This is a genomic window from Nocardia sp. XZ_19_369 (genome assembly GCF_015355715.1).
Taxonomy (GTDB): Bacteria; Actinomycetota; Actinomycetes; order Mycobacteriales; family Mycobacteriaceae; genus Nocardia.
In genome coordinates, this window is the sequence record NZ_JACVED010000003.1 from 457,163 (window position 1) to 478,140 (window position 20,978).

General features: G+C 64.3%; 29 protein-coding genes. 20 read left to right on the forward strand and 9 right to left on the reverse strand.

The features are described 5' to 3' along the window. Positions 1-19 precede the first annotated feature (19 nt). On the reverse strand, positions 20-2,062 hold the full coding sequence (locus IBX18_RS13590; RefSeq protein WP_373889188.1) for a M13 family metallopeptidase: 2,043 nt from the start codon (positions 2,060-2,062) through the stop codon (positions 20-22). Positions 2,063-2,411: 349 nt separating this feature from the next. Between IBX18_RS13590 and rplN the strand changes: the two genes are divergently transcribed. The 8 genes from rplN (at position 2,412) to IBX18_RS13630 (ending at position 6,393) form a co-directional block, all read left to right on the forward strand. Further along, positions 2,412-2,780 carry a 50S ribosomal protein L14 gene (gene rplN, locus IBX18_RS13595; protein ID WP_107654146.1) on the forward strand — a complete coding sequence of 123 codons (369 nt, stop codon included), beginning with the start codon at positions 2,412-2,414 and terminating at the stop codon, positions 2,778-2,780. Position 2,781: 1 nt separating this feature from the next. Further along, positions 2,782-3,099, forward strand: coding sequence for a 50S ribosomal protein L24 (gene rplX / locus IBX18_RS13600; protein WP_107654147.1), 318 nt, complete (start codon positions 2,782-2,784; stop codon positions 3,097-3,099). Position 3,100: 1 nt separating this feature from the next. Further along, positions 3,101-3,664, forward strand: coding sequence for a 50S ribosomal protein L5 (gene rplE / locus IBX18_RS13605; RefSeq protein WP_107654148.1), 564 nt, complete (start codon positions 3,101-3,103; stop codon positions 3,662-3,664). A 2-nt stretch (positions 3,665-3,666) separates the two neighbouring features. Next, on the forward strand, positions 3,667-3,852 hold the full coding sequence (locus IBX18_RS13610; RefSeq protein ID WP_040731429.1) for a type Z 30S ribosomal protein S14: 186 nt from the start codon (positions 3,667-3,669) through the stop codon (positions 3,850-3,852). Positions 3,853-4,043: 191 nt separating this feature from the next. Next, entirely contained in the window at positions 4,044-4,346 is a 303-nt protein-coding gene (locus tag IBX18_RS13615; protein WP_194834049.1) for a WXG100 family type VII secretion target, read from the forward strand. A gap of 15 nt (positions 4,347-4,361) precedes the next feature. Beyond that, positions 4,362-4,664: a WXG100 family type VII secretion target gene (locus tag IBX18_RS13620; protein WP_194834050.1), complete on the forward strand. Its 303-nt coding sequence runs from the start codon at positions 4,362-4,364 to the stop codon at positions 4,662-4,664. After that, positions 4,661-5,983, forward strand: coding sequence for a polymorphic toxin type 24 domain-containing protein (locus tag IBX18_RS13625; protein WP_194834051.1), 1,323 nt, complete (start codon positions 4,661-4,663; stop codon positions 5,981-5,983). The genes IBX18_RS13620 and IBX18_RS13625 overlap by 4 nt, the downstream gene beginning before the upstream one ends. Further along, a complete protein-coding gene (locus IBX18_RS13630) occupies positions 5,980-6,393 on the forward strand; it encodes a HEAT repeat domain-containing protein (RefSeq protein ID WP_194834052.1) in 414 nt (137 codons plus the stop codon). The genes IBX18_RS13625 and IBX18_RS13630 overlap by 4 nt, the downstream gene beginning before the upstream one ends. A 150-nt stretch (positions 6,394-6,543) precedes the next feature. Here IBX18_RS13630 and IBX18_RS13635 read toward each other — a convergent pair whose 3' ends face one another. Beyond that, a complete protein-coding gene (locus IBX18_RS13635; RefSeq protein WP_194834053.1) occupies positions 6,544-7,638 on the reverse strand; it encodes a hypothetical protein in 1,095 nt (364 codons plus the stop codon). Positions 7,639-7,966: 328 nt separating this feature from the next. Next, positions 7,967-8,362 (reverse strand): nitroreductase family deazaflavin-dependent oxidoreductase, encoded by a 396-nt coding sequence (locus IBX18_RS13640; RefSeq protein ID WP_194834054.1) that lies wholly within the window; start codon positions 8,360-8,362, stop codon positions 7,967-7,969. 87 nt (positions 8,363-8,449) lie between these two features. Here IBX18_RS13640 and IBX18_RS13645 point away from each other — a divergent pair, with 87 nt between their 5' ends. Then, positions 8,450-9,028, forward strand: coding sequence for a TetR/AcrR family transcriptional regulator (locus IBX18_RS13645; RefSeq protein ID WP_194834055.1), 579 nt, complete (start codon positions 8,450-8,452; stop codon positions 9,026-9,028). Between the two features lie 39 nt (positions 9,029-9,067). Here the strand turns inward: IBX18_RS13645 and IBX18_RS13650 are convergent, their stop codons facing one another. After that, complete coding sequence (locus IBX18_RS13650) at positions 9,068-9,256, reverse strand: hypothetical protein (RefSeq protein WP_228540923.1); 189 nt, start codon at positions 9,254-9,256, stop codon at positions 9,068-9,070. Between the two features lie 464 nt (positions 9,257-9,720). On the opposite strand from IBX18_RS13650, the gene IBX18_RS13655 reads away from it, so the two are divergent. The 11 genes from IBX18_RS13655 to map all read left to right on the forward strand — a co-directional run bounded on the left by IBX18_RS13655 (position 9,721) and on the right by map (position 16,103). Then, on the forward strand, positions 9,721-9,924 hold the full coding sequence (locus IBX18_RS13655) for a CopG family transcriptional regulator (RefSeq protein ID WP_194834056.1): 204 nt from the start codon (positions 9,721-9,723) through the stop codon (positions 9,922-9,924). After that, positions 9,921-10,292, forward strand: a complete 372-nt coding sequence (locus IBX18_RS13660) for a type II toxin-antitoxin system death-on-curing family toxin (protein WP_306796253.1) — start codon at positions 9,921-9,923, stop codon at positions 10,290-10,292. The genes IBX18_RS13655 and IBX18_RS13660 overlap by 4 nt, the downstream gene beginning before the upstream one ends. Before the next feature lie 285 nt (positions 10,293-10,577). Then, positions 10,578-10,976 (forward strand): 30S ribosomal protein S8, encoded by a 399-nt coding sequence (rpsH, locus tag IBX18_RS13665; protein ID WP_069161946.1) that lies wholly within the window; start codon positions 10,578-10,580, stop codon positions 10,974-10,976. A 15-nt stretch (positions 10,977-10,991) separates the two neighbouring features. Continuing rightward, positions 10,992-11,531 (forward strand): 50S ribosomal protein L6, encoded by a 540-nt coding sequence (gene rplF, locus IBX18_RS13670; RefSeq protein WP_107654157.1) that lies wholly within the window; start codon positions 10,992-10,994, stop codon positions 11,529-11,531. A 2-nt stretch (positions 11,532-11,533) separates the two neighbouring features. Continuing rightward, positions 11,534-11,941, forward strand: coding sequence for a 50S ribosomal protein L18 (gene rplR / locus IBX18_RS13675; protein WP_107654158.1), 408 nt, complete (start codon positions 11,534-11,536; stop codon positions 11,939-11,941). A 28-nt stretch (positions 11,942-11,969) separates the two neighbouring features. Next, positions 11,970-12,629: a 30S ribosomal protein S5 gene (gene rpsE / locus IBX18_RS13680; protein WP_194834058.1), complete on the forward strand. Its 660-nt coding sequence runs from the start codon at positions 11,970-11,972 to the stop codon at positions 12,627-12,629. Next, positions 12,629-12,808 (forward strand): 50S ribosomal protein L30, encoded by a 180-nt coding sequence (gene rpmD, locus IBX18_RS13685; protein ID WP_107654160.1) that lies wholly within the window; start codon positions 12,629-12,631, stop codon positions 12,806-12,808. Before rpsE ends, rpmD begins: the two co-directional genes overlap by 1 nt. A 1-nt stretch (position 12,809) precedes the next feature. Next, positions 12,810-13,253, forward strand: coding sequence for a 50S ribosomal protein L15 (gene rplO / locus IBX18_RS13690; RefSeq protein ID WP_194834059.1), 444 nt, complete (start codon positions 12,810-12,812; stop codon positions 13,251-13,253). 181 nt (positions 13,254-13,434) lie between these two features. Continuing rightward, positions 13,435-14,757, forward strand: coding sequence for a preprotein translocase subunit SecY (gene secY / locus IBX18_RS13695; protein WP_107654162.1), 1,323 nt, complete (start codon positions 13,435-13,437; stop codon positions 14,755-14,757). After that, positions 14,754-15,299 carry an adenylate kinase gene (locus IBX18_RS13700; RefSeq protein WP_107654163.1) on the forward strand — a complete coding sequence of 182 codons (546 nt, stop codon included), beginning with the start codon at positions 14,754-14,756 and terminating at the stop codon, positions 15,297-15,299. Before secY ends, IBX18_RS13700 begins: the two co-directional genes overlap by 4 nt. A gap of 6 nt (positions 15,300-15,305) precedes the next feature. Next, positions 15,306-16,103, forward strand: coding sequence for a type I methionyl aminopeptidase (map, locus tag IBX18_RS13705; RefSeq protein ID WP_194834060.1), 798 nt, complete (start codon positions 15,306-15,308; stop codon positions 16,101-16,103). Positions 16,104-16,677: 574 nt separating this feature from the next. Here map and IBX18_RS13710 read toward each other — a convergent pair. From IBX18_RS13710 to dtd, 5 genes are all read right to left on the reverse strand, one after another. Then, complete coding sequence (locus IBX18_RS13710) at positions 16,678-17,469, reverse strand: class I SAM-dependent methyltransferase (RefSeq protein ID WP_194834061.1); 792 nt, start codon at positions 17,467-17,469, stop codon at positions 16,678-16,680. Between the two features lie 41 nt (positions 17,470-17,510). Next, on the reverse strand, positions 17,511-17,939 hold the full coding sequence (locus tag IBX18_RS13715; protein ID WP_107654166.1) for a DUF4254 domain-containing protein: 429 nt from the start codon (positions 17,937-17,939) through the stop codon (positions 17,511-17,513). Next, positions 17,936-18,394, reverse strand: coding sequence for a DNA-directed RNA polymerase subunit beta (locus IBX18_RS13720; RefSeq protein ID WP_194834062.1), 459 nt, complete (start codon positions 18,392-18,394; stop codon positions 17,936-17,938). The genes IBX18_RS13715 and IBX18_RS13720 overlap by 4 nt, the downstream gene beginning before the upstream one ends. A gap of 450 nt (positions 18,395-18,844) precedes the next feature. After that, the gene (locus IBX18_RS13725; RefSeq protein WP_228540925.1) at positions 18,845-20,368 is read right to left on the reverse strand and encodes a hypothetical protein; all 1,524 of its coding nucleotides are present in this window, start codon (positions 20,366-20,368) and stop codon (positions 18,845-18,847) included. A gap of 132 nt (positions 20,369-20,500) precedes the next feature. After that, a complete protein-coding gene (gene dtd / locus IBX18_RS13730) occupies positions 20,501-20,944 on the reverse strand; it encodes a D-aminoacyl-tRNA deacylase (protein WP_194834344.1) in 444 nt (147 codons plus the stop codon). Positions 20,945-20,978 lie beyond the last annotated feature (34 nt).

A 20,978-nucleotide genomic window follows, 5' to 3' on the forward strand; every position in this document is an offset into this window, starting at 1 on the left:
TGCTACCGGCTGCCCCATCTCACAGGGTGACCCGCTGATCCGGTGCGAGGAAGAGTTTGTCGCCCGCCACGACGCCGAAGGTGCTGTAGAAGTCGGCGATATTGCGGACCACCTGATTGGCGCGGAACTCGTTGGGCGAGTGCACGTCCATGGTGAGCAGCCGCTCCTTGGTCTGCTTGGTCGCCTGCTGCCGCCAGATCCTGGCCCAGGACAGGAACACGGTCTTCAGGTCCGGTTCCGTACCGTCGCGCCGTGCGGCGGCGCGGTATGCGGCGAATGCGATCTGCAAACCGCGCAGGTCGGCGAGGTTCTCGCCGACGGTCAGTGCGCCGTTGACGTGTTTGCTCGGATCCAAGCCGTCGGGCACCAGCGCGTTGTACTGCTCGATCAGCTGTTTGGTCTTGGCCTCGAAGGCGGCGATGTCCTCGGGGGTCCACCAGTCGCGTCGATTGCCGTCGCCGTCGTACTTGGCGCCCTGGTCATCGAAGCCGTGTCCGATCTCGTGGCCGATCACCGCGCCGATGCCGCCGAAGTTGACCGCGGGTGCGGCATCGGCGTCGAAGAACGGTGACTGCAGGATGGCGGCGGGGAAGGTGATCTCGTTGGCGGTCGGGTCATACATCGCGTTGACCGTCTGGGGCGGGAAGCCCCACTCGGCCCGGTCGACCGGTGTGCCGAGCTTGACGAGGGATCGGTTGACCTCGAAAGCCCTTGCGGCGCGCAGAGATTCGACCAGCTTGCCCCTGGTGATCTTCACTCCGGAGTAGTCGATCCACTTGTCCGGATAGCCGATCTTGGCGACGATCTTGTCCAGCTTCGCCAGCGCCGCCTGCCTGGTCGGCGGCGACATCCACGACGAGTTGGTGAAATCTTGCCGGTAGGCGTCCATCAAATCGGCCACCAGCGCCTTGGCCCGATCCTTGGCTTGCGCTGGAAAGTGTTGCTCCACATACAGTTTGCCGAAGGGCTCGCCGAGATACAGGCTGACCGTCGCGAGGCCGTCCTTCCAGGGCTCCTGGCGTTGATCGCGGCCTTGCAGTGCCTTGTCGACGAAATCGAAGGCGGCGTCGGCAATTTCCTTGGGCAGGTAGGGCGCGAATTCCTTGATGACGCTGAGGCGCAGGTACTCCCGCCACCGATCGATATCGACCTCGGCCCAGAGTTGTCCTGCGGTCGTGACGAACGAGGGCTGCCGGACGACGATGCTGTCGAAGAGCTGCTTGGGCCGGTCGGTGCTGCCCGTCAGCCACGGATCCCAGTCGAATTGCGGTGCGAGCCTGGTCAATTCGGTCCAGCTCAGCAGGTTGTAGGTGGTGTCGGGATTCCGATCGCGGACGCTGTCCCAGTAGCCCGCGGCGATCCGGGTCTCCAGGTCGAGCACCCGCTGCGCGGTGCCGGTGGGATCGGTGAGCTTCGCGCCCGCGGCAATGCGTTCCAGATAGGTGCGGTAGGCCGCGAGCTGCTCGGCGTATTCGGGCTCGCGGTAGTACTGCTCGTCCAGATTGATGTCGATGCCGGACTGGCTGACCATGGCGATGTAATTGGCGGAGTTCTTCTGGTCGACCACGACCTGCAAGCCGATCAGGCCCGCGATCGGCAGCGAGCCCATCACGCGAGCGAGGTCCGCCTTTGTCGCCGCGCCGTCGATCGCCGCGAGCAGGTCTGCGACAGGTGTGATGCCGAGTCGCTCGATCTCCTCGCGATCGAGCCTGGCGTCGTACAGATCGCGGATCTGCTGCTGCGTCGAACCCGGCTGTGGATTGCGGATGCCCTCGACGATGCCGCGCAACTGCTGCTCGGTGCGATCGTTGGCCTCGTCGAACGACCCGAACGACGACTTGTCCGGCGGCAGCCGATAGTCGCGCAACCAAGTGCCGTTGACGTGGCGGTAGAGGTCGTCCTGCGGTCGGACCGCCGGATTCGCACCCGCCAGATCGACGCCGGTGAGCCGAACATCGGAGACCTGTGATTGCTGGGAGCAGGAGGCCAGCGCCGCCGCGGCGGGCGCGGCCGCCAGGGCGAGCAGGAAGGCGCGGCGATCGAGACGAGCGGACGAGCTCAAGAGCATCCCCTTTTCGGTACGGTCGAGCCGAACGGTGCTTCGTTGATCTTGCTCGATCCGAGGGTAGTGGCGCGCGCCTGCTAGCCCGAGTTTCCCGGGGCGCGTCCGCACCTCCTGGATTCCCGACCGACCCCCGATTTGGGAACGACCTGGGGATTCACCTACACTAGACCGGTTGCCTGCGGGAGCTATGCCCGCAATCCGGCAGTGAACCCCCAGTGGTTGGTTCTCGAGTTGCACATTCAGAGCCACGAAACCGCTGGCAGGCACGCGTCCGGAGGGCAACTGACCATGCCCGTCGGGTCGGCAATCCGGCGTGCGTATACATCCAGGTCCAGGAGGAGCTGAAGTGATTCAGCAGGAGTCGCGACTGCGCGTCGCCGACAACACGGGCGCGAAGGAAATCCTTTGCATCCGCGTTCTCGGTGGTTCGTCGCGTCGCTATGCCGGTATCGGCGACATCATCGTCGCTACCGTGAAGGACGCTGTCCCCGGTGGCAACGTCAAGAAGGGTGAGGTCGTCAAGGCCGTCATCGTGCGCACCACCAAGGAGCGCCGTCGCCCGGACGGTTCGTACATCAAGTTCGACGAGAACGCGGCCGTGCTGATCAAGGCGGACAACGACCCGCGTGGCACCCGCATCTTCGGCCCGGTCGGCCGCGAGCTGCGCGAGAAGAAGTTCATGAAGATCGTTTCGCTGGCCCCGGAGGTGCTCTGACATGAAGGTGCACAAGGGCGACACCGTGCTCGTCATCTCGGGTAAGGACAAGGGCGCCAAGGGCAAGGTCATTCAGGCCTACCCCGAGCGCAACCGCATCCTGGTCGAGGGCGTGAACCGGATCAAGAAGCACGTCGCGAACTCCGCCAACCAGCGCGGCGCCTCTTCGGGCGGCATCGTGACCCAGGAAGCTCCGATCCACGTGTCCAACGTGATGATCGTCGACTCCGATGGCAAGCCGACCCGCGTCGGTTACCGGACCGACGAGGAGAGCGGCAAGCGGGTCCGGATCTCCCGTAACAACGGGAAGGACATCTGACATGACTACCTCTGAGCAGACCCAGCCGCGTCTGAAGGCGCGCTACCGCGCCGAGATCAAGGACGCGCTGAACAGCGAGTTCAACTACGCCAACGTCATGCAGATCCCCGGCGTGGTCAAGGTTGTCGTGAACATGGGTGTCGGCGACGCCGCCCGGGACGCGAAGCTGATCAACGGCGCCGTCAAGGACCTGGAGCTGATCACCGGTCAGAAGCCGGAGATCCGCAAGGCGACCAAGTCGATCGCGCAGTTCAAACTGCGTGAGGGCATGCCCATCGGTGCGAAGGTCACCCTGCGTGGCGATCGCATGTGGGAGTTCCTGGATCGTCTGGTCTCCATCGCGCTGCCCCGTATCCGCGACTTCCGCGGCCTGTCGCCGAAGCAGTTCGACGGCAACGGCAACTACACGTTCGGCCTCAGCGAGCAGTCGATGTTCCACGAGATCGACGTGGACTCCATCGACCGTCCGCGCGGTATGGACATCACCGTCGTGACCACCGCGACGAACAACGAAGAGGGCCGCGCCCTGCTCAAGCACCTCGGCTTCCCGTTCAAGGAGAACTGACGATGGCCAAGAAAGCACTGCGGATCAAGGCTGAGGCCAAGCCGAAGTTCGCCGTTCGCGCCTACACCCGCTGCCAGCGTTGCGGTCGCCCGCACGCGGTCTACCGCAAGTTCGGCCTCTGCCGCGTCTGCCTTCGTGAGATGGCGCATCGCGGTGAGCTGCCGGGCGTGCACAAGAGCTCCTGGTGAGCTTGCGCTCTTCGTGAGTGCGCCCGCGTAAGCGGGAACCCGTACAAAGGCACGGCCTCCAGTGGAGGCCGTGCCTTTGCGCGTTTATTCGCGGTGTGGGGCGAATCCAACGGAACCGCAGCGGTGCCTGGTGCGTCATATAAGAAACGGGGATAAAGCACCGCCTGCGTCACCATCGAGAGGAGTGGGCCATGGGAGATCTATCGGTCGAGCCCGAAGAGGTGAAAGCGTTGGGGCGGATGGCCTACCAGATCGCGGACGAGTTGAAGTCCGGGTATTCGTCGCTGGTCACCGACACGAAGGTCACGATCGACAGCTGGGCGGGGAACAACGCAGGCGCTTTCACGGCCGCGTGGGACGAGTTCCACGAGGGTGCGGATCAGGTGTGGGACGCATTGTTCGAACTAGCCGAGAAGCTGGGGGTCACCGCCGAAACCCTGCGCGGGACCGACCAGTCCTACGCCGCCGGCCTCAGCTCCCTGGACCTTCCTTGATCGGGGTGCCATCTCATGACCGGTGAGACACCAGCATTCTCGGTCGACCTCGCCAAACTCGAGGAGTTGGCCGCTCGCATGCGCGCGTATAAGGCGGCCGTCGCAGATCGCTTGGCCGAACTCGAGGCGAAGGCCAAGGAAGTCGAAGGCGTGTGGGTCGGCGCGGCAGCAGTGGCCTATAGCGAGGCGCATACCGAGTGGGCCGCGGGTGTCACCGACATGCAAGACGGGCTCGCAACCTTGGAAAAGGCCCTGAAGAAAGCCCACGAAAGCTACACCAACGCCGCCTCCCAAACCCTCCGGATTCTCGGCATATGACCGAGAAACTCGAGGTAGATCCCAAGGTCTATTACCAGGCCGCCACCAACTGCTTCGACGCCGCAGCCGCCCTCAACGACAGCTTCAAATACGTCTTCGCCGAACTCAACAGCTGCGGGCAAATGGCAGGCCGAGACGAAGACGGCCGAGCCTGGGCCACCTCCTACGACGAGTCGGCCCGCGAAACCGTATCCTTCTTCGACCAAACCTTCTCGACCCTGCGCGCCTACGGCACCGCCCTCAACGACCTCGGTTTCGAACACGCCAAATCCGATGCGGCGCTGAAGGGTACGGCCCAGCCCGACCGCCCGGCCGACGCCCCATCAACACTGACCTTCGGCCCCTACGCCCTCCCCGCCTCAGCCGCCGGCGGAACCCCACAGGGCCTGGCGAAAACCTCCATCGAAGTACTAGACGCCATCAACTGCCCCCTCCCAGACGGCAACACCGACACTCTCACCAAGGCAGCCGACGCCTGGGATCGCCTCGGCACGATCTACCAGAACACCAACGCCAAAGACAAAATAACGATCTCCGCCAGTCTCTTCGACGGAGTGATCTCCAAGGACGCGGTACAGGTCCGCGAAGACCTGAAGACCCTAGAGACCTCCATCGGAGCTCTACTCGACACCTGCAAGCAGATCAGCAAGACCTGCCTCGACTACAAGCAATCGATCGAAGAACTACGCAACGAGGTCAAAGGCTTCATCGAATCCATCATCGCCGAAGCCGCGATCACCGTGGCGGTCACCGTCATCGCCACCTGCCTGACCGGCGTCGGCGGCGTGATCGCCGGCGCCAAAGCCGTCGAGTCGGCCCGACGCTGGGCCGAGAAGATCAAAGGCGCCGTCACGGCCTGGCGGGCGCGCAAAGCGTTGCAACTCAAAGGGTTGGCCGATGATACGAAGGCTGCGATGGCGAAGGCCAAACAGGCGGTCGAGGACCTTCGAGACCGTCTGGGGAAGAAGGGCGACGACGTTGGAGGGGCTCCCAAGCCTTCGATCAAGCAAGAACTGGATAAGGCCCTGGTGTGGAAGAACGGTAGCTTACCTGTGAAAAATGGGCCACCGCATGGATATTTGGTGAAGCGCGATGCGCACGGCAATATAACTCACTACTCATATTATGATGCTGACGGTATAGCGACCAAGCGTGTCGATATCACTGGGAAGCCGCACCTCGACAAATCGACTGGAAACTATATAGAGACACCGCACGTGGTAGACGTTCAAAGGAATGTCAATCCTCATACCGGCGAAATATATGCCAGAACTCTGAACGATACTGTTCGACCCGCCCTGCCCGAGGAGATTCCATGATGAATTCGGCGCCTAAAGAAGATGACACTACACTCGAGCAGGTTCTCGAGCGCTCTCGCAGCGCGGACGGTCTGACACGGGTCAACGCGATTCCTGAACTAGGCAGATTCATCGACGATCAGCGGGCCCAGCGGCGGCTGCGTGAGCTATTGGATGATGATGTTGTGACTATGCAGGTAGACGCCGCAGAGGTGCTTGTTCGCTTCGGGGGTACTGCAGGTTTACTCACAGTTCTCGAGGAGCTGGGGCGGCGTCACAACGATCCTGATGTCGACTACATCGCCTATCGCCTCTATGAACTCGACGCCAGCGGAGAGTTTCCCGTCATCGACAACACCGTTGCTGTTCGAGGGGATTTATCACCCGCCGGGGCGATAGGGTTTGAGGACCTCAAGCGCTTGAAGGGATAGTATCTGAGCTACCGCTGGGCGGATTTTCGATTTTTTCGGACTGACCGAATCTGCGTCCGCTGATTTATCGGCACCGCCCACGTTGGGCGAGAGTGAGAGTTTCACGATAGAGCGCTAGAATTTCGGTGGATCGTCGAAGCGGAGGCAGATTCAGAGGTCGGCTGTGGTAGCCGCCGTCTCGAGTGCATGCAACGAAACATAGCGCTGCCTCTGGGTAAACGCCGATCCACGGCCTACGCCCTGATGTCTGATCGGGCTGGGTAAGGAACGGTGTTGCGGGTCACCTTGGTGAGATAATAGGAACACCTGATACACCCCTTCCGTCCAGCCGAGCGCCCGGGACGTTTCGATAACCGATGCGATCTTGCGGTCGTTCGAATCTTGTGAACCGCTCAGACTGAGGGCTGAATCCGCCGACCAGTCGACACCGTCACGCCGATGCCTAACCAACGGCACATCTGGCTGGATGACGGAGTCGGTATAGAACGCTATTCGTTCGATGGCTCGAAAGGTGCGACCTGCTTGGCATACGTACGCATGACACTTCTGGTACAACGGCCATGCCGAACGTGCAGCCACAACTACTGTGTCGGATGCCGCGATCGGACGCTCAGCGTATGTCTCCATGGCCGCGCTGATATGGGTCAGCCACTTCGCTGCATCGTGGTCGATATAGCCTGCGACTTCGATGATTCGGCGAATCTCGAATGGAACATCGAGGTTGAGCATCGAGTCATGGTGTGCGAGACGGTTTCTGAACTTGCGCACGCCCTCGAGCGCGCTCGCGACTTGCTTTCGGCGCCCTGAGGAATTGGGAAACGCATGGTGCAGGCAGTCGCGCCACAGCTGCTCGTATTTGACCCCCAGTAGCCCTGACCAGAACCCGAAGCTCAAACCAGCGACGATCTGATCACGAGTCTCCCGCCCCTGGGGGCGCAGCCGTGTCCGAACCACCTCGACCGCGTTTGATACGACCTCGCCGCCCGGCGTTGGCAACAGGAACCAAGGGATACCGCACGAATGCTCGTCGCAGTGGTCACGTAGCGCGCCATCGAGTGCGTTCCGTAGCAACACTTCCAGGTGGCCCAACATCTCGAATGATGCAGCGGCGGTACGGGCGCTCCACAGGTACAAGGCGAGAGCCGCGGCGCGGTCCCCGTTGCTGGCGCGTAGGTACGGCGCTGTGCGCGGTTCAGAGAGAAGTTCCCATACCTTTGTGTCGCCGTCGTCGACGCCCCCCGTCATGGCTGGTATCGTAGCTTTCGAACGCCCCAGTGTCGCCTCTGAGCAATCACGCGCCTGGGGCTCCTTCATGTCTAATGCCGGATCGTCGGGCTATCACGATTTTGCTCTCAGCTGGGCGTTCCAGTCATGACTGCGTCGCAAGCGCGTAAAGCCTTGCAGCTCAAGGGCTTGCCGAGGATGCGAATCCCGGCTCGTTGTACCTAATCAAGCCTAAGAAGTTCGAAAACCTCTTCAGAGAGCGGACTTCCAAGACTGGTGTACATCCGGAGGTTGGAATCTCTGAGACCGACTGAATCCGCGTGCTATCGGCTACGGTGCGGCTCGATGTTCAGCGTTGCAGTTCACGACGAATGTCGACGCTGAGGAAGTGTGGGGCTGCGAGTACTCGGCGGAGCATGAAGCGGATGAACGGTGGCATCTCGGCGGCGGTTTCGTCGCGGTACACGTGGGGGTTGCCGACCTCGTAGCGGCGCCGTCGGGATTCGAGTTGGCATCCTCCGGCGGCGAGAACGTTTCGCACCCAATCGGATTCGGGGCCGTACGTCAGCGCGATGACGTATCTGTCGTCGCGCCGGAAGGCCCATAGCGGTGTCCGGAAGGTTCGACCTGATTTTCGTCCACGATGTATCACCACTGCCCAGCCCGGCGCCCAGGGCGCGATGAACTTGGTGATCCGGTTGAGCCCTACCCGGTTGACGCGGGCGATCCAGCGTGGAGCAGGCATTCCAGGAACTCCTCAGTTGTGGAATTACTGCTTTCAGCGTATCGCTGCGGGCGGCAGGAAATCAACGCTTGTAGAGTTTCTGGCACCATGCCTCCGATCGGACGACGGCCCGGCAAGGCCGATACCAGGGAAGTCCTGTTGGCGACGGCGCGCCGCCGGTTCGCCGAAGCCGGCTACGACAAGACGACGGTGCGCGAGATCGCTGCGGAAGCCGCGGTTGATCCCGCGCTGATCAGGCACTATTTCGGTAGCAAAGCGGACTTGTTCCGCGCGACGATGGGCTGGCCGTTCGAGCCCGCGGACCTCGCGGCCCGGATCACCGCTGGTGACCCGCGCGGGATAGGGGAGCGGCTGACGCGGGTGTTCTTCGAGGCCTGGGACCGCCCGGAAACCCGCGCACCGCTGTCGGCGATCCTGCGCGGCGCGGCTACCCATGAGGAGTCCGCCAACCTGGTCCGGCAATTCATCCAAGGCCAGGTGTACGCCCAAATCGCGGCGGCACTACCCGGCCAGGATGCGGAATTGCGGATCGACCTGGCGATGGCCCAACTCCTCGGCATCGCCTATCTGCGCTACATCCTGCGGGTCGAGCCCATCGCCTCGGAAAGCCTGGATGAGTTGATCGCCCGAGTCGCCCCAGCGATCAAGACGCATCTGGACGTCTGATTGCGCGTGGGCGACCGCTGGCGGTTTACGGCAGAGGACTCAGTTCTGCTGACCCAGCAGTTCCAGCGAGCGCTGGTGCGCGCTGACTGCCAGGGCGGTTTCCCGCGCAGCGTCGGAGCCGCCTTGCCCGGCGAGGTAGGTGTGCAGATTGGCTTTCGCCTCGTACCAGGCCGCGCGTTCGATATCGCCGGCCTCGGCGGTGGGGCGGTTCAGAGTCAGGGCAGTCATTTCGACCATGACGTTCACCCGCGGTTCCTCCTCAACGATGTTTCAGATCTTCCGGTCGGTACACCGTGACCCGCGTTCGGAGTGTTACGCCAGTCGGGAGTACCCAACCAGTGTGCGCAGCTCTATCGCCGCGCAATAGAGGTCACGTGACGTTCGCTGAGGTGTCCTCTGGAGGTTGCTGGATCGCGGATCCGTGGCGCTGAAGATCAGCAGGGCTCCCGCTGGCAGGTGAATTGCGATCTTGTTGCGTTCAATAAGCTGCAAGTTTGCCAGTGGACCTGGGTAATGCCCGGCGCAATGAGCTCGGCGTCGAGTGATGGCCGAGGCTGGAGAGCGGGGCCGCGAGGTTGCTTTGGCTGGTTTCATCGCGGCTGTGGCCGACGTGCTGTGCACTGGCGCAACTCTCAGCATCGCCAATCGGGCCGTGGGGCCATTTTGGGGCCACGGACCGGTAGGGTGGTGTCATGACGACCATCAACTACCGCACCGACGACGAGACGAACAACCTACTCCGCGACCAGGCTGCCGCCGAGGGCGTGAGCATGAATGCCCTGATCAACAAAGCGGTGCAGGAGTACCTGACTCGGCACGCTCACCGGGACCGGGTCCGGGAGCTCGCTGCTGGTGAGGTGACCCGGTGGGCCGAGCTCATGGAGCGGCTCAAGTGACCGAGTACCTCGATCTGGAGGATGTGCTGCACATCGCGGAGGTCGCGTTCGGTGGACCCGTTCGGGTGCGGGATATCGGTTTGCTCGACTCCGCGGTTCACCGGCCGTCTTCAGGAATGTTCGGGCAGGAAGCGTATGTAGATCTGTTCGACAAGGCATCCGCGCTACTGCAGTCGCTGACTATCAACCATCCGCTGGTCGATGGAAATAAGCGCACGGCATGGATTTCGGCAGTCGTGTTCCTCGGGCTGAACGGCGTGACGTTACCCCTGGATGTCGACGGTGCGGAAGCGCTGATGGTGGAGGTTGCGAAGGGCTCGATCGAGGACGTGCAAGTCATCAGCGCGCGGTTGCGGGCTCTGAAGTAGCTTGGGGCAGCGCCGGTAGGTCCGAGCTGCTGAGCCTCGATTTGGGTCTCAGCTGGGCGTTGTCTACACTAGACCGGTTGCCTGGGCACAACTGTGCCTGCATGTCTTGGTGCACTGCACCGACATGCGGCCCCGCCCTGGTACCGAGAACTCGTTCAGAGAACTCAACTCCGGTCGGCAAGCGTCGACCGGACCAGCCCAATTGCTGTAGGCCCACGATCGGCATGCCTTGTGCTCGCCGGTGTTGCATGGGAACCGTAGCGAGAAAGGTGTCGAGGTCTAACCATGACCATGACTGATCCGATCGCGGACTTCTTGACTCGTCTGCGCAACGCCAACTCGGCGTACCACGATCAGGTGAAGGCTCCGCACTCGAAGCTCAAGGCGAACATCGCCGAGATCCTCAAGCGCGAGGGCTACATCGCCGATTACCGGACCGAGGACGCGACCGTGGGCAAGGCCCTCGTTGTCGACCTCAAGTACGGCCCCAGCCGTGAGCGCAGCCTGCAGGGCCTGCGCCGCGTCTCGAAGCCGGGTCTGCGTGTGTACGCGAAGTCCACCAACCTGCCCAAGGTCCTGGGCGGCCTCGGCGTGGCGATCATCTCCACGTCGACCGGTCTGCTCACCGATCGCCAGGCGGCCAAGCAAGGTGTAGGCGGGGAAGTCCTCGCCTACGTCTGGTAAGGGGAGGTAGGACAAATGTCGCGTATTGGCAAGAAGCCCATCGCAATTCCGGCCGGCGTCGAGATCACCATCGACGGCCAGCGCGTGTCGGTGAAGGGTCCCAAGGGCACCCTGTCGCACACCGTTGCCGAGCCGATCACCATCTCCAAGGGTGAAGACGGCCAGCTCGAGGTCGTTCGCCCGAACGACGAGCGTCAGAACCGCTCGCTGCACGGCCTGACCCGCACCCTCGTCGCCAACATGGTCGAAGGCGTGACCAAGGGCTACGAGAAGAAGATGGAAATCTTCGGCGTCGGTTACCGCGTGCAGGCCAAGGGCTCGAACCTGGAGTTCGCTCTGGGTTACAGCCACCCGGTGCCGATCGAGGCGCCGGAGGGCATCACCTTCGCGGTGGAGTCGCCCACCAAGTTCTCCGTGTCCGGTATCGACAAGCAGGCGGTCGGTCAGATCTCCGCTGTGATCCACGGACTGCGCAAGCCCGACCCGTACAAGGGCAAGGGCATCCGCTACGCCGGCGAGGTCGTTCGCCGCAAGGTCGGAAAGACGGGTAAGTGATCATGGCGCAAACCGAAAACCAGATCGCCAAGCGCAAGCCGCGCGGCAAGGACGCGTCCACGACGCGTCGTCTGTCGAAGACCCGCCGCCACTTCCGTCTGCGCAAGAAGGTCGAAGGCACCACCGAGCGTCCGCGCCTGGTGGTCAACCGCTCCTCGCGGCACCTGCACGCGCAGCTGGTCGACGATTCGATCGGCAAGACCATCGCCGCCGCGTCCTCGATCGAGGCCGACGTGCGTGCGCTGGACGGCGACAAGTCGGCCAAGAGCAAGAAGGTCGGCGAACTGCTGGCCGCGCGTGCCAAGGCTGCCGGCGTCGAGGCCGTCGTGTTCGACCGTGGTGGTCACGACTACCACGGCCGCATCGCGGCGCTCGCCGACGCTGCTCGCGAAGGTGGGTTGAAGTTCTGATGATCAAGACCAACGGAAGGAACGTCTGATGCCGGGACGTCAACGGCGTGACGGCGGCAGCGGACCCGCCGGACAGCAGAATGGTGCCGCCGGTGGCGGCGACAACCAGCGTGGTGGCGGCCGCGACCGCCGCGGTGGCAACGACCGCCGCGACCAGCAGGCCGAGAAGAACCAGCTCGAGCGCGTAGTCGCGATCAACCGCGTCTCCAAGGTCGTGAAGGGTGGTCGTCGCTTCAGCTTCACCGCCCTCGTGATCGTCGGTGACGGCAACGGTCTGGTCGGCGTCGGCTACGGCAAGGCCAAGGAAGTTCCGGCGGCCATCCAGAAGGGTGTCGAGGAGGCTCGCAAGAGCTTCTTCCGCGTCCCGATGATCGGCAGCACCATCGTCCACCCGGTTCAGGGTGAGGCGGCGGCCGGTGTCGTCATGCTGCGTCCGGCCTCGCCCGGTACCGGTGTGATCGCCGGTGGCGCGGCGCGTGCCGTGCTGGAATGCGCTGGTATCCATGACATTCTGGCGAAGTCGCTCGGTAGCGACAACGCCATCAACGTCGTGCACGCGACCGTTGCGGCGCTCAAGATGCTGCAGCGTCCGGAAGAGGTCGCGGCTCGCCGTGGCCTGCCGCTCGAGGACGTTGCCCCTGCGGGCATGCTGCGTGCGCGCGCCCAGGCTGCGGGAGGTGCCAGGTAATGGCAGATCTCAAGGTAACCCAGATCAAGAGCACGATCGGCGCCAAGCAGAACCAGCGTGAGAGCATGCGCACGCTCGGCCTGCGCAAGATCCGGCAGACCGTGGTTCGCGAGGACAACCCGCAGAACCGTGGCCTGATCAACGTCGTGCGCCACCTCGTGACAGTTGAGGAGGTCTGACATGACCATCAAGTTGCATCACCTGCGCCCCGCGCCCGGTGCCAAGACCGAGAAGACTCGGGTCGGCCGTGGTGAGGGTTCCAAGGGTAAGACCGCGGGCCGTGGTACCAAGGGCACCAAGGCACGCAAGAACGTCCCGGCCTCCTTCGAGGGTGGGCAGATGCCGCTGCACATGCGGCTGCCCAAGCTCAAGGGCTTCACGAACCGGTTCCGTACGGAATACCAGGTCGTGAACGTCGGTGCCATCGCCAAGCTGTTCCCCGAGGGCGGCGAGATCGGCAAGGCCGAGCTCGTGGCCGCCGGCGCGGTTCGCAAGAACCAGCTGGTGAAGATTCTCGGCGACGGCGAGATCGGCGTCGCGGTCCAGGTGACCGTCGACAAGGTCACCGGCGCTGCCAAGGAAAAGATCACTGCGGCCGGTGGCTCCGTCACCGAGCTGGGCTGACGGTACTCTGACAATCAATGGCACCGGACGAGTGAAAGCTCGTCCGGTGCCACTGTTAGAGTTCAAGTTGTTGTCTGCCAAGCCTCGTCATGGTTTTCAGCGTCCCCAGATGCCGAATCGTCGGATCTGCGGTTTGCTTGAAATTTCCATGTCCTGACCATGTCGTTCGCCAGGAGGATCTGTGCTTTCCGCCTTCGTATCGGCCTTCCGGACTCCGGACTTACGGCGGAAGATTCTCTTCACGCTGGGGTTGATCGCGCTGTACCGTCTGGGTGCCGCGCTGCCGTCCCCCGGCGTCGACTACAAGAACGTGCAGGCGTGCGTCAAGCAGGTGTCCGGCGGTGAAGACGCCGGTATCTACCAGCTGATCAACCTGTTCTCCGGTGGCGCGTTGCTGCAGTTGTCGGTGTTCGCGATCGGCATCATGCCGTACATCACCGCGAGCATCATCATCCAGCTGCTGACCGTCGTCATCCCGCGGTTCGAGGAACTGCGCAAGGAAGGCCAGTCCGGCCAGACCAAGATGACGCAGTACACCCGGTACCTGTCGATCGCGCTCGCGGTCCTGCAGGCCACCGGCCTCGTCGCGCTCGCCTCCCGTGGCCAGCTGCTGCAGGGCTGCGACAAGGAGATCATCTCCAACAACGGCATCTTCGCCATGATCATCATCGTGCTGGTGATGACCGCGGGTGCCGCGCTGGTCATGTGGTTCGGCGAGCAGATCACCGAGCGCGGTGTCGGCAACGGCATGTCGCTGCTGATCTTCGCCGGTATCGCCGCCCGCATCCCGACCGAGGGCAAGTCCATCCTGGACAGCCGCGGCGGTCTGGTCTTCGGGCTGGTGTGTGTCGCCGCGCTGGCGATCGTCACCGCGGTCATCTTCGTCGAGCAGGGCCAGCGCCGCATTCCGGTGCAGTACGCCAAGCGCGTGGTCGGCCGGAAGATGTACGGCGGCTCCTCGACCTACCTGCCGCTGAAGGTCAACCAGGCTGGTGTCATCCCGGTGATCTTCGCCTCCTCTTTGCTGTACCTGCCCAACCTGGTCTCCCAGCTCACGTCCTCGCAGAACAACCCGGACCCGAGCTGGTGGCAGGAGATCATCGCCAAGTACCTGGTGAACCCGGGCAACCCGGTCTACATCGCGATCTACTTCGGTCTGATCGTGTTCTTCACCTACTTCTACGTCGCGATCACCTTCAACCCGGAGGAACGCGCGGACGAGATGAAGAAGTTCGGTGGCTTCATCCCGGGGTACCGCCCCGGCAAGCCCACCGCGGATTACCTCAATCATGTGCTGAGTCGCATCACCCTCCCCGGCTCGATCTACCTCGGTCTCGTAGCTGTCCTGCCGAATCTGTTCCTCGACATCGGTGCCTCCGGTAATACCCAGAACCTCCCGTTCGGCGGCACCGCGGTGCTGATCATGGTGAGCGTCGGCCTGGACACGGTGAAGCAGATCGAGAGTCAGCTGATGAATCGAAATTACGAAGGGTTCCTCAAGTGAGAGTTGTACTGCTCGGTCCGCCGGGTGCCGGCAAGGGCACCCAGGCCGTCCTCCTGTCGGAAAAACTGGGCGTCCCGCACATCTCCACCGGGGATCTGTTCCGCGCGAACATCAGCCAGCAGACACTGCTCGGCCGTGAAGCACAGAAGTACATGGACGCAGGCGATCTGGTGCCGAGCGACATCACCAACCGCATGGTCGAGGCCAGGGTCAACGAGCCCGACGCCGCGAACGGCTTTGTCCTGGACGGCTACCCGCGCACGGTCGACCAGGCCGACGCGCTGGAGAAGATCCTCAAGGACATCGACACCAAGCTCGACGCGGTGCTGTGCTTCGTGGTGGCCGAGGACACCGTCGTCGAGCGGATGCTCGCCCGCGGGCGCGCCGACGACAACGAAGGCGTGATCCGCAACCGGCTCCGGGTGTACCGCGAGGAGACCGAGCCGTTGCTCGAGCACTACGACGGACTGGTCGTCTCGGTGGACGGTGTCGGCGAGGTCGACGAGGTCAACGCGCGCGCACTGCGTGCGCTGGGACACTGAGGCCGAATGGTCTTCAACCGTAAAAAGAAGGTCGTGCCGTTCCGCACGGCGGGCGAGCTCGATGCCATGGCCGCGGCGGGTGCGATCGTCGGCCGCGCCTTGGTCGCCGTGCGTGCGGCCGCCAAGCCGGGGGTATCCACCCTCGAACTCGACGAGGTGGCCGAGCAGCTCATCCGCGATGCGGGTGCGGTGCCGTCCTTCAAGGGCTACCACGGTTTCCCCGGTTCGATCTGCTCGTCGGTGAACGACCGTGTGGTACACGGGATTCCGACCGCGGCGGAAATCCTGACCGAGGGTGACCTGGTCTCGATCGACTGCGGCGCCATTCTGGACGGCTGGCACGGCGATTCGGCCTGGACGTTCGGCGTCGGCAACATCATCGAAGCCGATCGGCTGCTGAGCGAAGCGACCAAACTCTCCATGGAGGCCGGCATCGCGGCGATGCTGCCCGGCAACCGGCTCTCCGATGTCTCCCACGCCATCGAACTCGGCACCCGCGCCGCCGAGCAGGAGCACGGCCGCGCCTACGGCATCGTCGACGGTTACGGCGGGCACGCTATCGGCCGCGAAATGCACCTGGATCCCTTCCTGGCCAACGAGGGCGACCCGGGCAAGGGACCGAAACTCGTGGTCGGATCGGTCCTCGCGATCGAACCGATGCTCACCCTCGGCACCACGCAGACCCAGGTGCTCGACGACGACTGGACCGTGGTCACCGTCGACGGCACCCGCGCCGCCCACTGGGAACACACTGTCGCCGTCACCGAGGACGGCCCACGCATCCTCACCCTCCGCCCGGAGTAGGCAGAGTGCGGGCGCGCCGACTATAGGCGCCGCTCGACTCCTGCCCCTCCACGCGGAAGGTCGGGCGGCGCAACAGTTTGCGCCAGACACTGGCGGTCGGTGACACGCGCGGCGAGGAGTCGATGCGCACCGACGCCGGCCGGGGTGGCGGCCCCCGCTGGACGATCTCGCCTCGTGATCCGCCTGCGGCACATTGCTGCCGCTACCGAATCTTGGACGATACCCAGCTGTGTCGCTGGATCGGTGTCGTCGTTCCTTGCGCCTGCTGCGCTCGACCGTGACGTTGTGCCGAGCAGCGTTGCTCGGTGTCGAATCAGGTCGACATTTGTGCCTGATCCTGCGGTACCTGAACTCTGACTTTCTCCGGTACCTGAACTCTGCTGAAAGCGTATGTCGGGGTGGGTGGGGGCGACGCGAGTAGACCACTACTCGAATACGGTTGGCGCACCACGCGGTTCGGGTCCGCGTCACCCGCAGCGCGACGAGCACGCGCATCGGGAAAGTGCGCGTGGTGTGCGAATTCCCTTGCGGCAGGTAGTCGACGCCGACGGTGCGAAGGGCCGGTAGCAGTCGGTCAGTTGTCTCGAAGTTCGGCGCGCAGCACCAAAGTCACTAGGGGAAGGTCGAATTCGCCCTCCGCCGTCTCCGGCCTGCTGCGCAGGTATTCGGTGACGCGGCGCAGCACCTCGGCCCGTTGCTGCGGTGAGACCACCAGGGTGTGCGAATGAGTGCCGATGGTCGCGGCCAGCGACTCCGCGGTCCGCCGCTGGGTATGCGGGAATTCGGCGCGTTCGAAGATCTCGAACAGCGGGTGCTCGGGCAGCTGCGCGTCACCGAGTTCCGGCGGCGGCGCGGACGCGTCCGAGCGGGCGACCCGGCCCAATTCGGCGACCCAGTCCACTCGCATGTCGTCGGTATTCCACAGCGCCGCGAAGGTGCCACCCTTGCACAGCACCCGGGCGAACTCCGGAAACGCGCGCTGTTGATCGAACCAGTGGAAGGCCTGCCCCGCGACGATCGCGTCCACCGACCCGTCCGGGAGCGGAATCTCCTCCGCCGACCCCTCCAGCGCACGCACCCCTGGCAGCCGCCGCATCAGCTCGACGCGCATGCCGTCGTCGGGCTCCACCGCGATCACCGACGCGCCCACGGCGAGCAGCCCCTCGGTGAGCTTGCCGGTGCCTGCCCCGAGGTCGACGACGATCGGCGCCGGTACGGTCGGCACCGCCTCCAGCGCCCATCGGATGGCCGCCAGGGGATAGTCCGGCCGGTGTTCGGCATAGTCCATGGCGTGGGCGCCGAAGGAGGAGGCCCGCCGGGCATGCAGGGCACGCTTGCTCGCATCTCGATCAGTCGTATTCCCCATGCGCCCACCCTAAGTCCGGGCCGCCGCCGCGCGCGTGAGATTTACGACGCGCCTGGTAATCGGCGCACGCCCGCGGACACCTCGGCGGCGAGGTCGTCGTAGCCGACGGCCAATTCCGCGAGCCGCTGCCAGGCGTCCCACAGGTCCCACTCGGAGGCACTCGCCAGCGCGGCGTAGGCGTTGGCGGTGAACTGGGCGAGCCGGTCGATCACGGCACCGACCGTCTCGGTGTGCACGTGCGCGGCACCGTGCGCGGGCGGCAGCTGGACGGTGATCCAGCGGTCGATGTCGCGCACCAAACTTGCTCGGAGCGCGTCGATTTCGTCGGTGACCTCCCGGCCCGCGCCCAGCCTGCGTTCGTGCAGCGTGGTCAGTTCGTGCGCGCACCGCAGGAGGGGGTTGTTCTCCGGGTGCTCACCCCGGCACGCTTGCAGCACTTGATGTTTCGCGGGGAGTTGGCCCGTCGTCATCGGATACCTGTGTTCCGGCACGAGCGCACGGTGTCCACGATCGACGTACCGGCGGGCCGAAAGCGGTTCTCCGGCGCCACAATCCACTCGCGATACCCGGCGTGCGCATCAGCGGGCGAGGGCAGCGCGATCTCACCACCGATCGGCACGATCGAGATGTTGAGCCGGAACAGTTCCGCGAACAGCCGTACGTCGTCGGGCAGATCCGGCCGGACCAGAAAGGTCCAGCGCTTCGAGCGCACATGAGAGATGACGGGGCCCAATGGATTTCGATGATGTATCAAATCGTCGTGGACCTGCTGACCCAGCGGCGCGGGCATGGTTATCGCGCCGACGAATCCGGCGCGGACGATGATCCGGCCGATCTCCGGAACGAATCCGGCGGGAAGGTCGCAGGTATGTCGGTAATAGGCGCATCGGGCGGCTGGGGTTTCCGCCAACGCCAGTTGATCCATGAGAAGAGCCTCGACTAGCATCGTGTGTCTGGTGAAGCCGCCCGAGCTGGTGCGTTATGGACACTGAGGGTGACCTGCAACACCGTTCGGGCGTGATCTCAGTAGAGCACTCCATGGCAGGGCATAAACGTTCCGTTCAATTAGTTCTCGAGAAGTTTGCCTGGGAGTTTCGCGCCGTCTGCCAGGTTGACGTGCGGATCCGCGCGGCTGCATGTCGCCACTCGATTCCCGGCGTCGGTCGCGCGGCGCAAGATTGCGAACTCGGGGTACTTTAATATTTGATTGTCAGGCGACCCCGAAGCCGACAACGCGCGCACACCACCCGAAGTCGCACTCCGGGCCATCCCCGAGGGCTGCTCGCGTTCCCGTTCCTCGGCCCGGTGGTGTGGTTCCTCTGGGGCCGCAACTCGACCATTCAGCCGATGCGGCCGAACACCGCCCGCTGACACCTCACGGCGTCGTACGGAAGAACAACACGCGATCACCGTGCTCTGCGAGCGGAGTGGTCGCGCTGATCTGCCGCAGACCGCTCGACGGAAGATAGGTGAGGTTGGCGAACATCTGGGTGTTGCCGAACGCCGCACGCAGTTTCGTCTCGTTGGCGCGGTCGGCGTTCAGGTCGGCCAGCATCTTGAAGTCCAACGGCGCCAACGGTTTATCCAGCGGTGCCTGCCCGGCCGGTCGGCCGAGCGCGGCGTACTGGGTCGCCGCGCCGTGCTCGTACCAGCACAGCTCGTAGGCGACGTGCTCGGTCACCGTGATCGCGGCCACCGGCCAGTCCTGGGACAGTCGCATCGCGAGCGGATGCTTTCCGACCGGCGTGAGCTCCCAATGCAGACTCATCACCGTCACCCAGCCGCCGTAGGGCTGATCGATCAGCACTACATCGTCGCCGAGCTTCTCCGCGGTGTTGACCTCCGCGTCGGTGATCTTCCAATGTTGTTCGTGCTCACCGAGATAACTGGCGCGATCCATAGGATAGGCGTCGTCGGTCGCGTACGCGCCGATGATCGCCGCGCGGATCTGCGCGATCGCGTCCGGCACCGGGCAGTACACGCTGAGCGCGCCGAAACTGGTGCCGATCTGCACCGGCATCGACGGCGGATCGGGCTCCGCGCCGGGCAGCAGCGGTCGCAGGCCGACGAGCGCCAACTTCCAGTTGAGCTCCTCGACGGTCGACAGATCGCCCGAGGATTTGAACAGGATCTGCTGCTGGGTCAGCCGTCCGGCTTGCTCCAGCGTGCGGCAGCCGAGCTCCGCCAGCGCCTTGTACGACTTCGGCGTCAGATCGAGATCTTGAATCCCGCACGCGCGCAACCGGATCGACATGCTCATCGAGGTGAACGCGGAATACCGCTCGCGATACATCGAGAGGGCCTGTTTGCGGGACCGGCCCACCATGAGGGTCCGCAGCAGCGTGCTCAAGCTGGCCAGGTACTTGCCCGAGAGCTCCGGATTCGCCGCGGCCAGCGCCGCGCGAATTCGGGCCGCCTCCTCGGTGGCCGCGACGGCGGCGTCCTGATCGAGGCGCCCGAGCCACACACCACACTTCGACAGCCCGTCGGCGCAGAGCCCCGCGACCTCCGGATGGATCCGTGCCACTTGCCGGTAGGCGTCACACGCGCGCCGGATGGTGGTGGTCGCAAGTTCCCGGCGACCGCTGTGCCTGGCCGCGAGCTCGACCGACCGCAGGGCCTCGTTCAGCTCGCCGGCCAAGCGTGCGTTCAGCACCTGTCCGGTGGACAGCAACCGCAGCCGGATACCGACCGCCTCTTCGGCGGGCGCCAGTGCGTCCCTGGTCCGGTCCCGTACCGACCCGTCGGTCTTGGTGGCGATGAAGCCCTTCGCCAGATCGCCGAGCGAGGTGGCAAGTCGCAGATCCGCCTCGATCGAACGATCAAGCGCCGCATACCGATCCGCGGCGACCCGACGCTCCAGCGCGTCCAGATCCATCGCGTCCCTCGTTTCCAGCATGATCCTCCGCTAACCGGCGGCGTCGCGCCACCCGCACCTTCTGCGCACGAGTCTGTCACGGTTACCGGCTCGGCGCACGAGGATCTTTCTCGGGTGATGTGGGCGGAGTGTGCTTCGCACCGGTGGTGTCGGTCAACCTTCCAGCAGCAGTGTGACCGGACCGTCGTTGACCAGCTCGACATGCATGTGCGCGCCGAATCGACCGGTGGCTACCGTCGCGCCGAGTTCGCGCAGCGCTCGGGCGAACGCCTCGACGAGGGGCTCGGCGACGGGACCCGGCGCGGCTGCGTTCCAGGACGGCCGACGGCCCTTCGCGGTATCGGCGTAGAGCGTGAACTGGCTGACCACCAGGATCGGGGCGGCCAGGTCGGCGGCGGAGCGTTCGCCGTCGAGAATCCGCAGCCGCCATACCTTGTCGGCGAGCGTCTTCGCGGTCGACTCGGTGTCGCCGTGCGTGGCGCCGACCAAGGCGACGAGCCCGTGCGGAACCCCCGACGCCGCCGGATCTATGCGGCCGACGATGTCGTGGTCGACGCTCACCTGGGCTGAGGTCACTCGTTGCAGTAGGACTCGCACAGCCATTGATCATGCCGTGCGGCAGGGCAGTGGA

Excerpts from the sequence above, each read along its gene's own strand:
- IBX18_RS13650 (WP_228540923.1), bottom strand. The coding sequence starts at position 9,256 with ATGACTGCCCTGACTCTGAACCGCCCCACCGCCGAGGCCGGCGATATC.
- IBX18_RS13710 (WP_194834061.1), bottom strand. The coding sequence starts at position 17,469 with ATGGGGAATACGACTGATCGAGATGCGAGCAAGCGTGCCCTGCATGCC.
- IBX18_RS13645 (WP_194834055.1), top strand. The coding sequence starts at position 8,450 with ATGCCTCCGATCGGACGACGGCCCGGCAAGGCCGATACCAGGGAAGTC.
- rpsE (WP_194834058.1), top strand. The coding sequence starts at position 11,970 with ATGCCGGGACGTCAACGGCGTGACGGCGGCAGCGGACCCGCCGGACAG.
- IBX18_RS13620 (WP_194834050.1), top strand. The coding sequence starts at position 4,362 with ATGACCGGTGAGACACCAGCATTCTCGGTCGACCTCGCCAAACTCGAG.
- rplX (WP_107654147.1), top strand. The coding sequence starts at position 2,782 with ATGAAGGTGCACAAGGGCGACACCGTGCTCGTCATCTCGGGTAAGGAC.
- map (WP_194834060.1), top strand. The coding sequence starts at position 15,306 with ATGGTCTTCAACCGTAAAAAGAAGGTCGTGCCGTTCCGCACGGCGGGC.
- rplR (WP_107654158.1), top strand. The coding sequence starts at position 11,534 with ATGGCGCAAACCGAAAACCAGATCGCCAAGCGCAAGCCGCGCGGCAAG.
- IBX18_RS13625 (WP_194834051.1), top strand. The coding sequence starts at position 4,661 with ATGACCGAGAAACTCGAGGTAGATCCCAAGGTCTATTACCAGGCCGCC.
- IBX18_RS13630 (WP_194834052.1), top strand. The coding sequence starts at position 5,980 with ATGATGAATTCGGCGCCTAAAGAAGATGACACTACACTCGAGCAGGTT.
- IBX18_RS13610 (WP_040731429.1), top strand. The coding sequence starts at position 3,667 with ATGGCCAAGAAAGCACTGCGGATCAAGGCTGAGGCCAAGCCGAAGTTC.
- rpsH (WP_069161946.1), top strand. The coding sequence starts at position 10,578 with ATGACCATGACTGATCCGATCGCGGACTTCTTGACTCGTCTGCGCAAC.
- rplO (WP_194834059.1), top strand. The coding sequence starts at position 12,810 with ATGACCATCAAGTTGCATCACCTGCGCCCCGCGCCCGGTGCCAAGACC.
- rplF (WP_107654157.1), top strand. The coding sequence starts at position 10,992 with ATGTCGCGTATTGGCAAGAAGCCCATCGCAATTCCGGCCGGCGTCGAG.
- rplE (WP_107654148.1), top strand. The coding sequence starts at position 3,101 with ATGACTACCTCTGAGCAGACCCAGCCGCGTCTGAAGGCGCGCTACCGC.
- IBX18_RS13715 (WP_107654166.1), bottom strand. The coding sequence starts at position 17,939 with ATGACGACGGGCCAACTCCCCGCGAAACATCAAGTGCTGCAAGCGTGC.
- IBX18_RS13615 (WP_194834049.1), top strand. The coding sequence starts at position 4,044 with ATGGGAGATCTATCGGTCGAGCCCGAAGAGGTGAAAGCGTTGGGGCGG.
- IBX18_RS13725 (WP_228540925.1), bottom strand. The coding sequence starts at position 20,368 with ATGCTGGAAACGAGGGACGCGATGGATCTGGACGCGCTGGAGCGTCGG.
- IBX18_RS13640 (WP_194834054.1), bottom strand. The coding sequence starts at position 8,362 with ATGCCTGCTCCACGCTGGATCGCCCGCGTCAACCGGGTAGGGCTCAAC.
- rpmD (WP_107654160.1), top strand. The coding sequence starts at position 12,629 with ATGGCAGATCTCAAGGTAACCCAGATCAAGAGCACGATCGGCGCCAAG.
- IBX18_RS13635 (WP_194834053.1), bottom strand. The coding sequence starts at position 7,638 with ATGACGGGGGGCGTCGACGACGGCGACACAAAGGTATGGGAACTTCTC.
- IBX18_RS13720 (WP_194834062.1), bottom strand. The coding sequence starts at position 18,394 with ATGGATCAACTGGCGTTGGCGGAAACCCCAGCCGCCCGATGCGCCTAT.
- IBX18_RS13655 (WP_194834056.1), top strand. The coding sequence starts at position 9,721 with ATGACGACCATCAACTACCGCACCGACGACGAGACGAACAACCTACTC.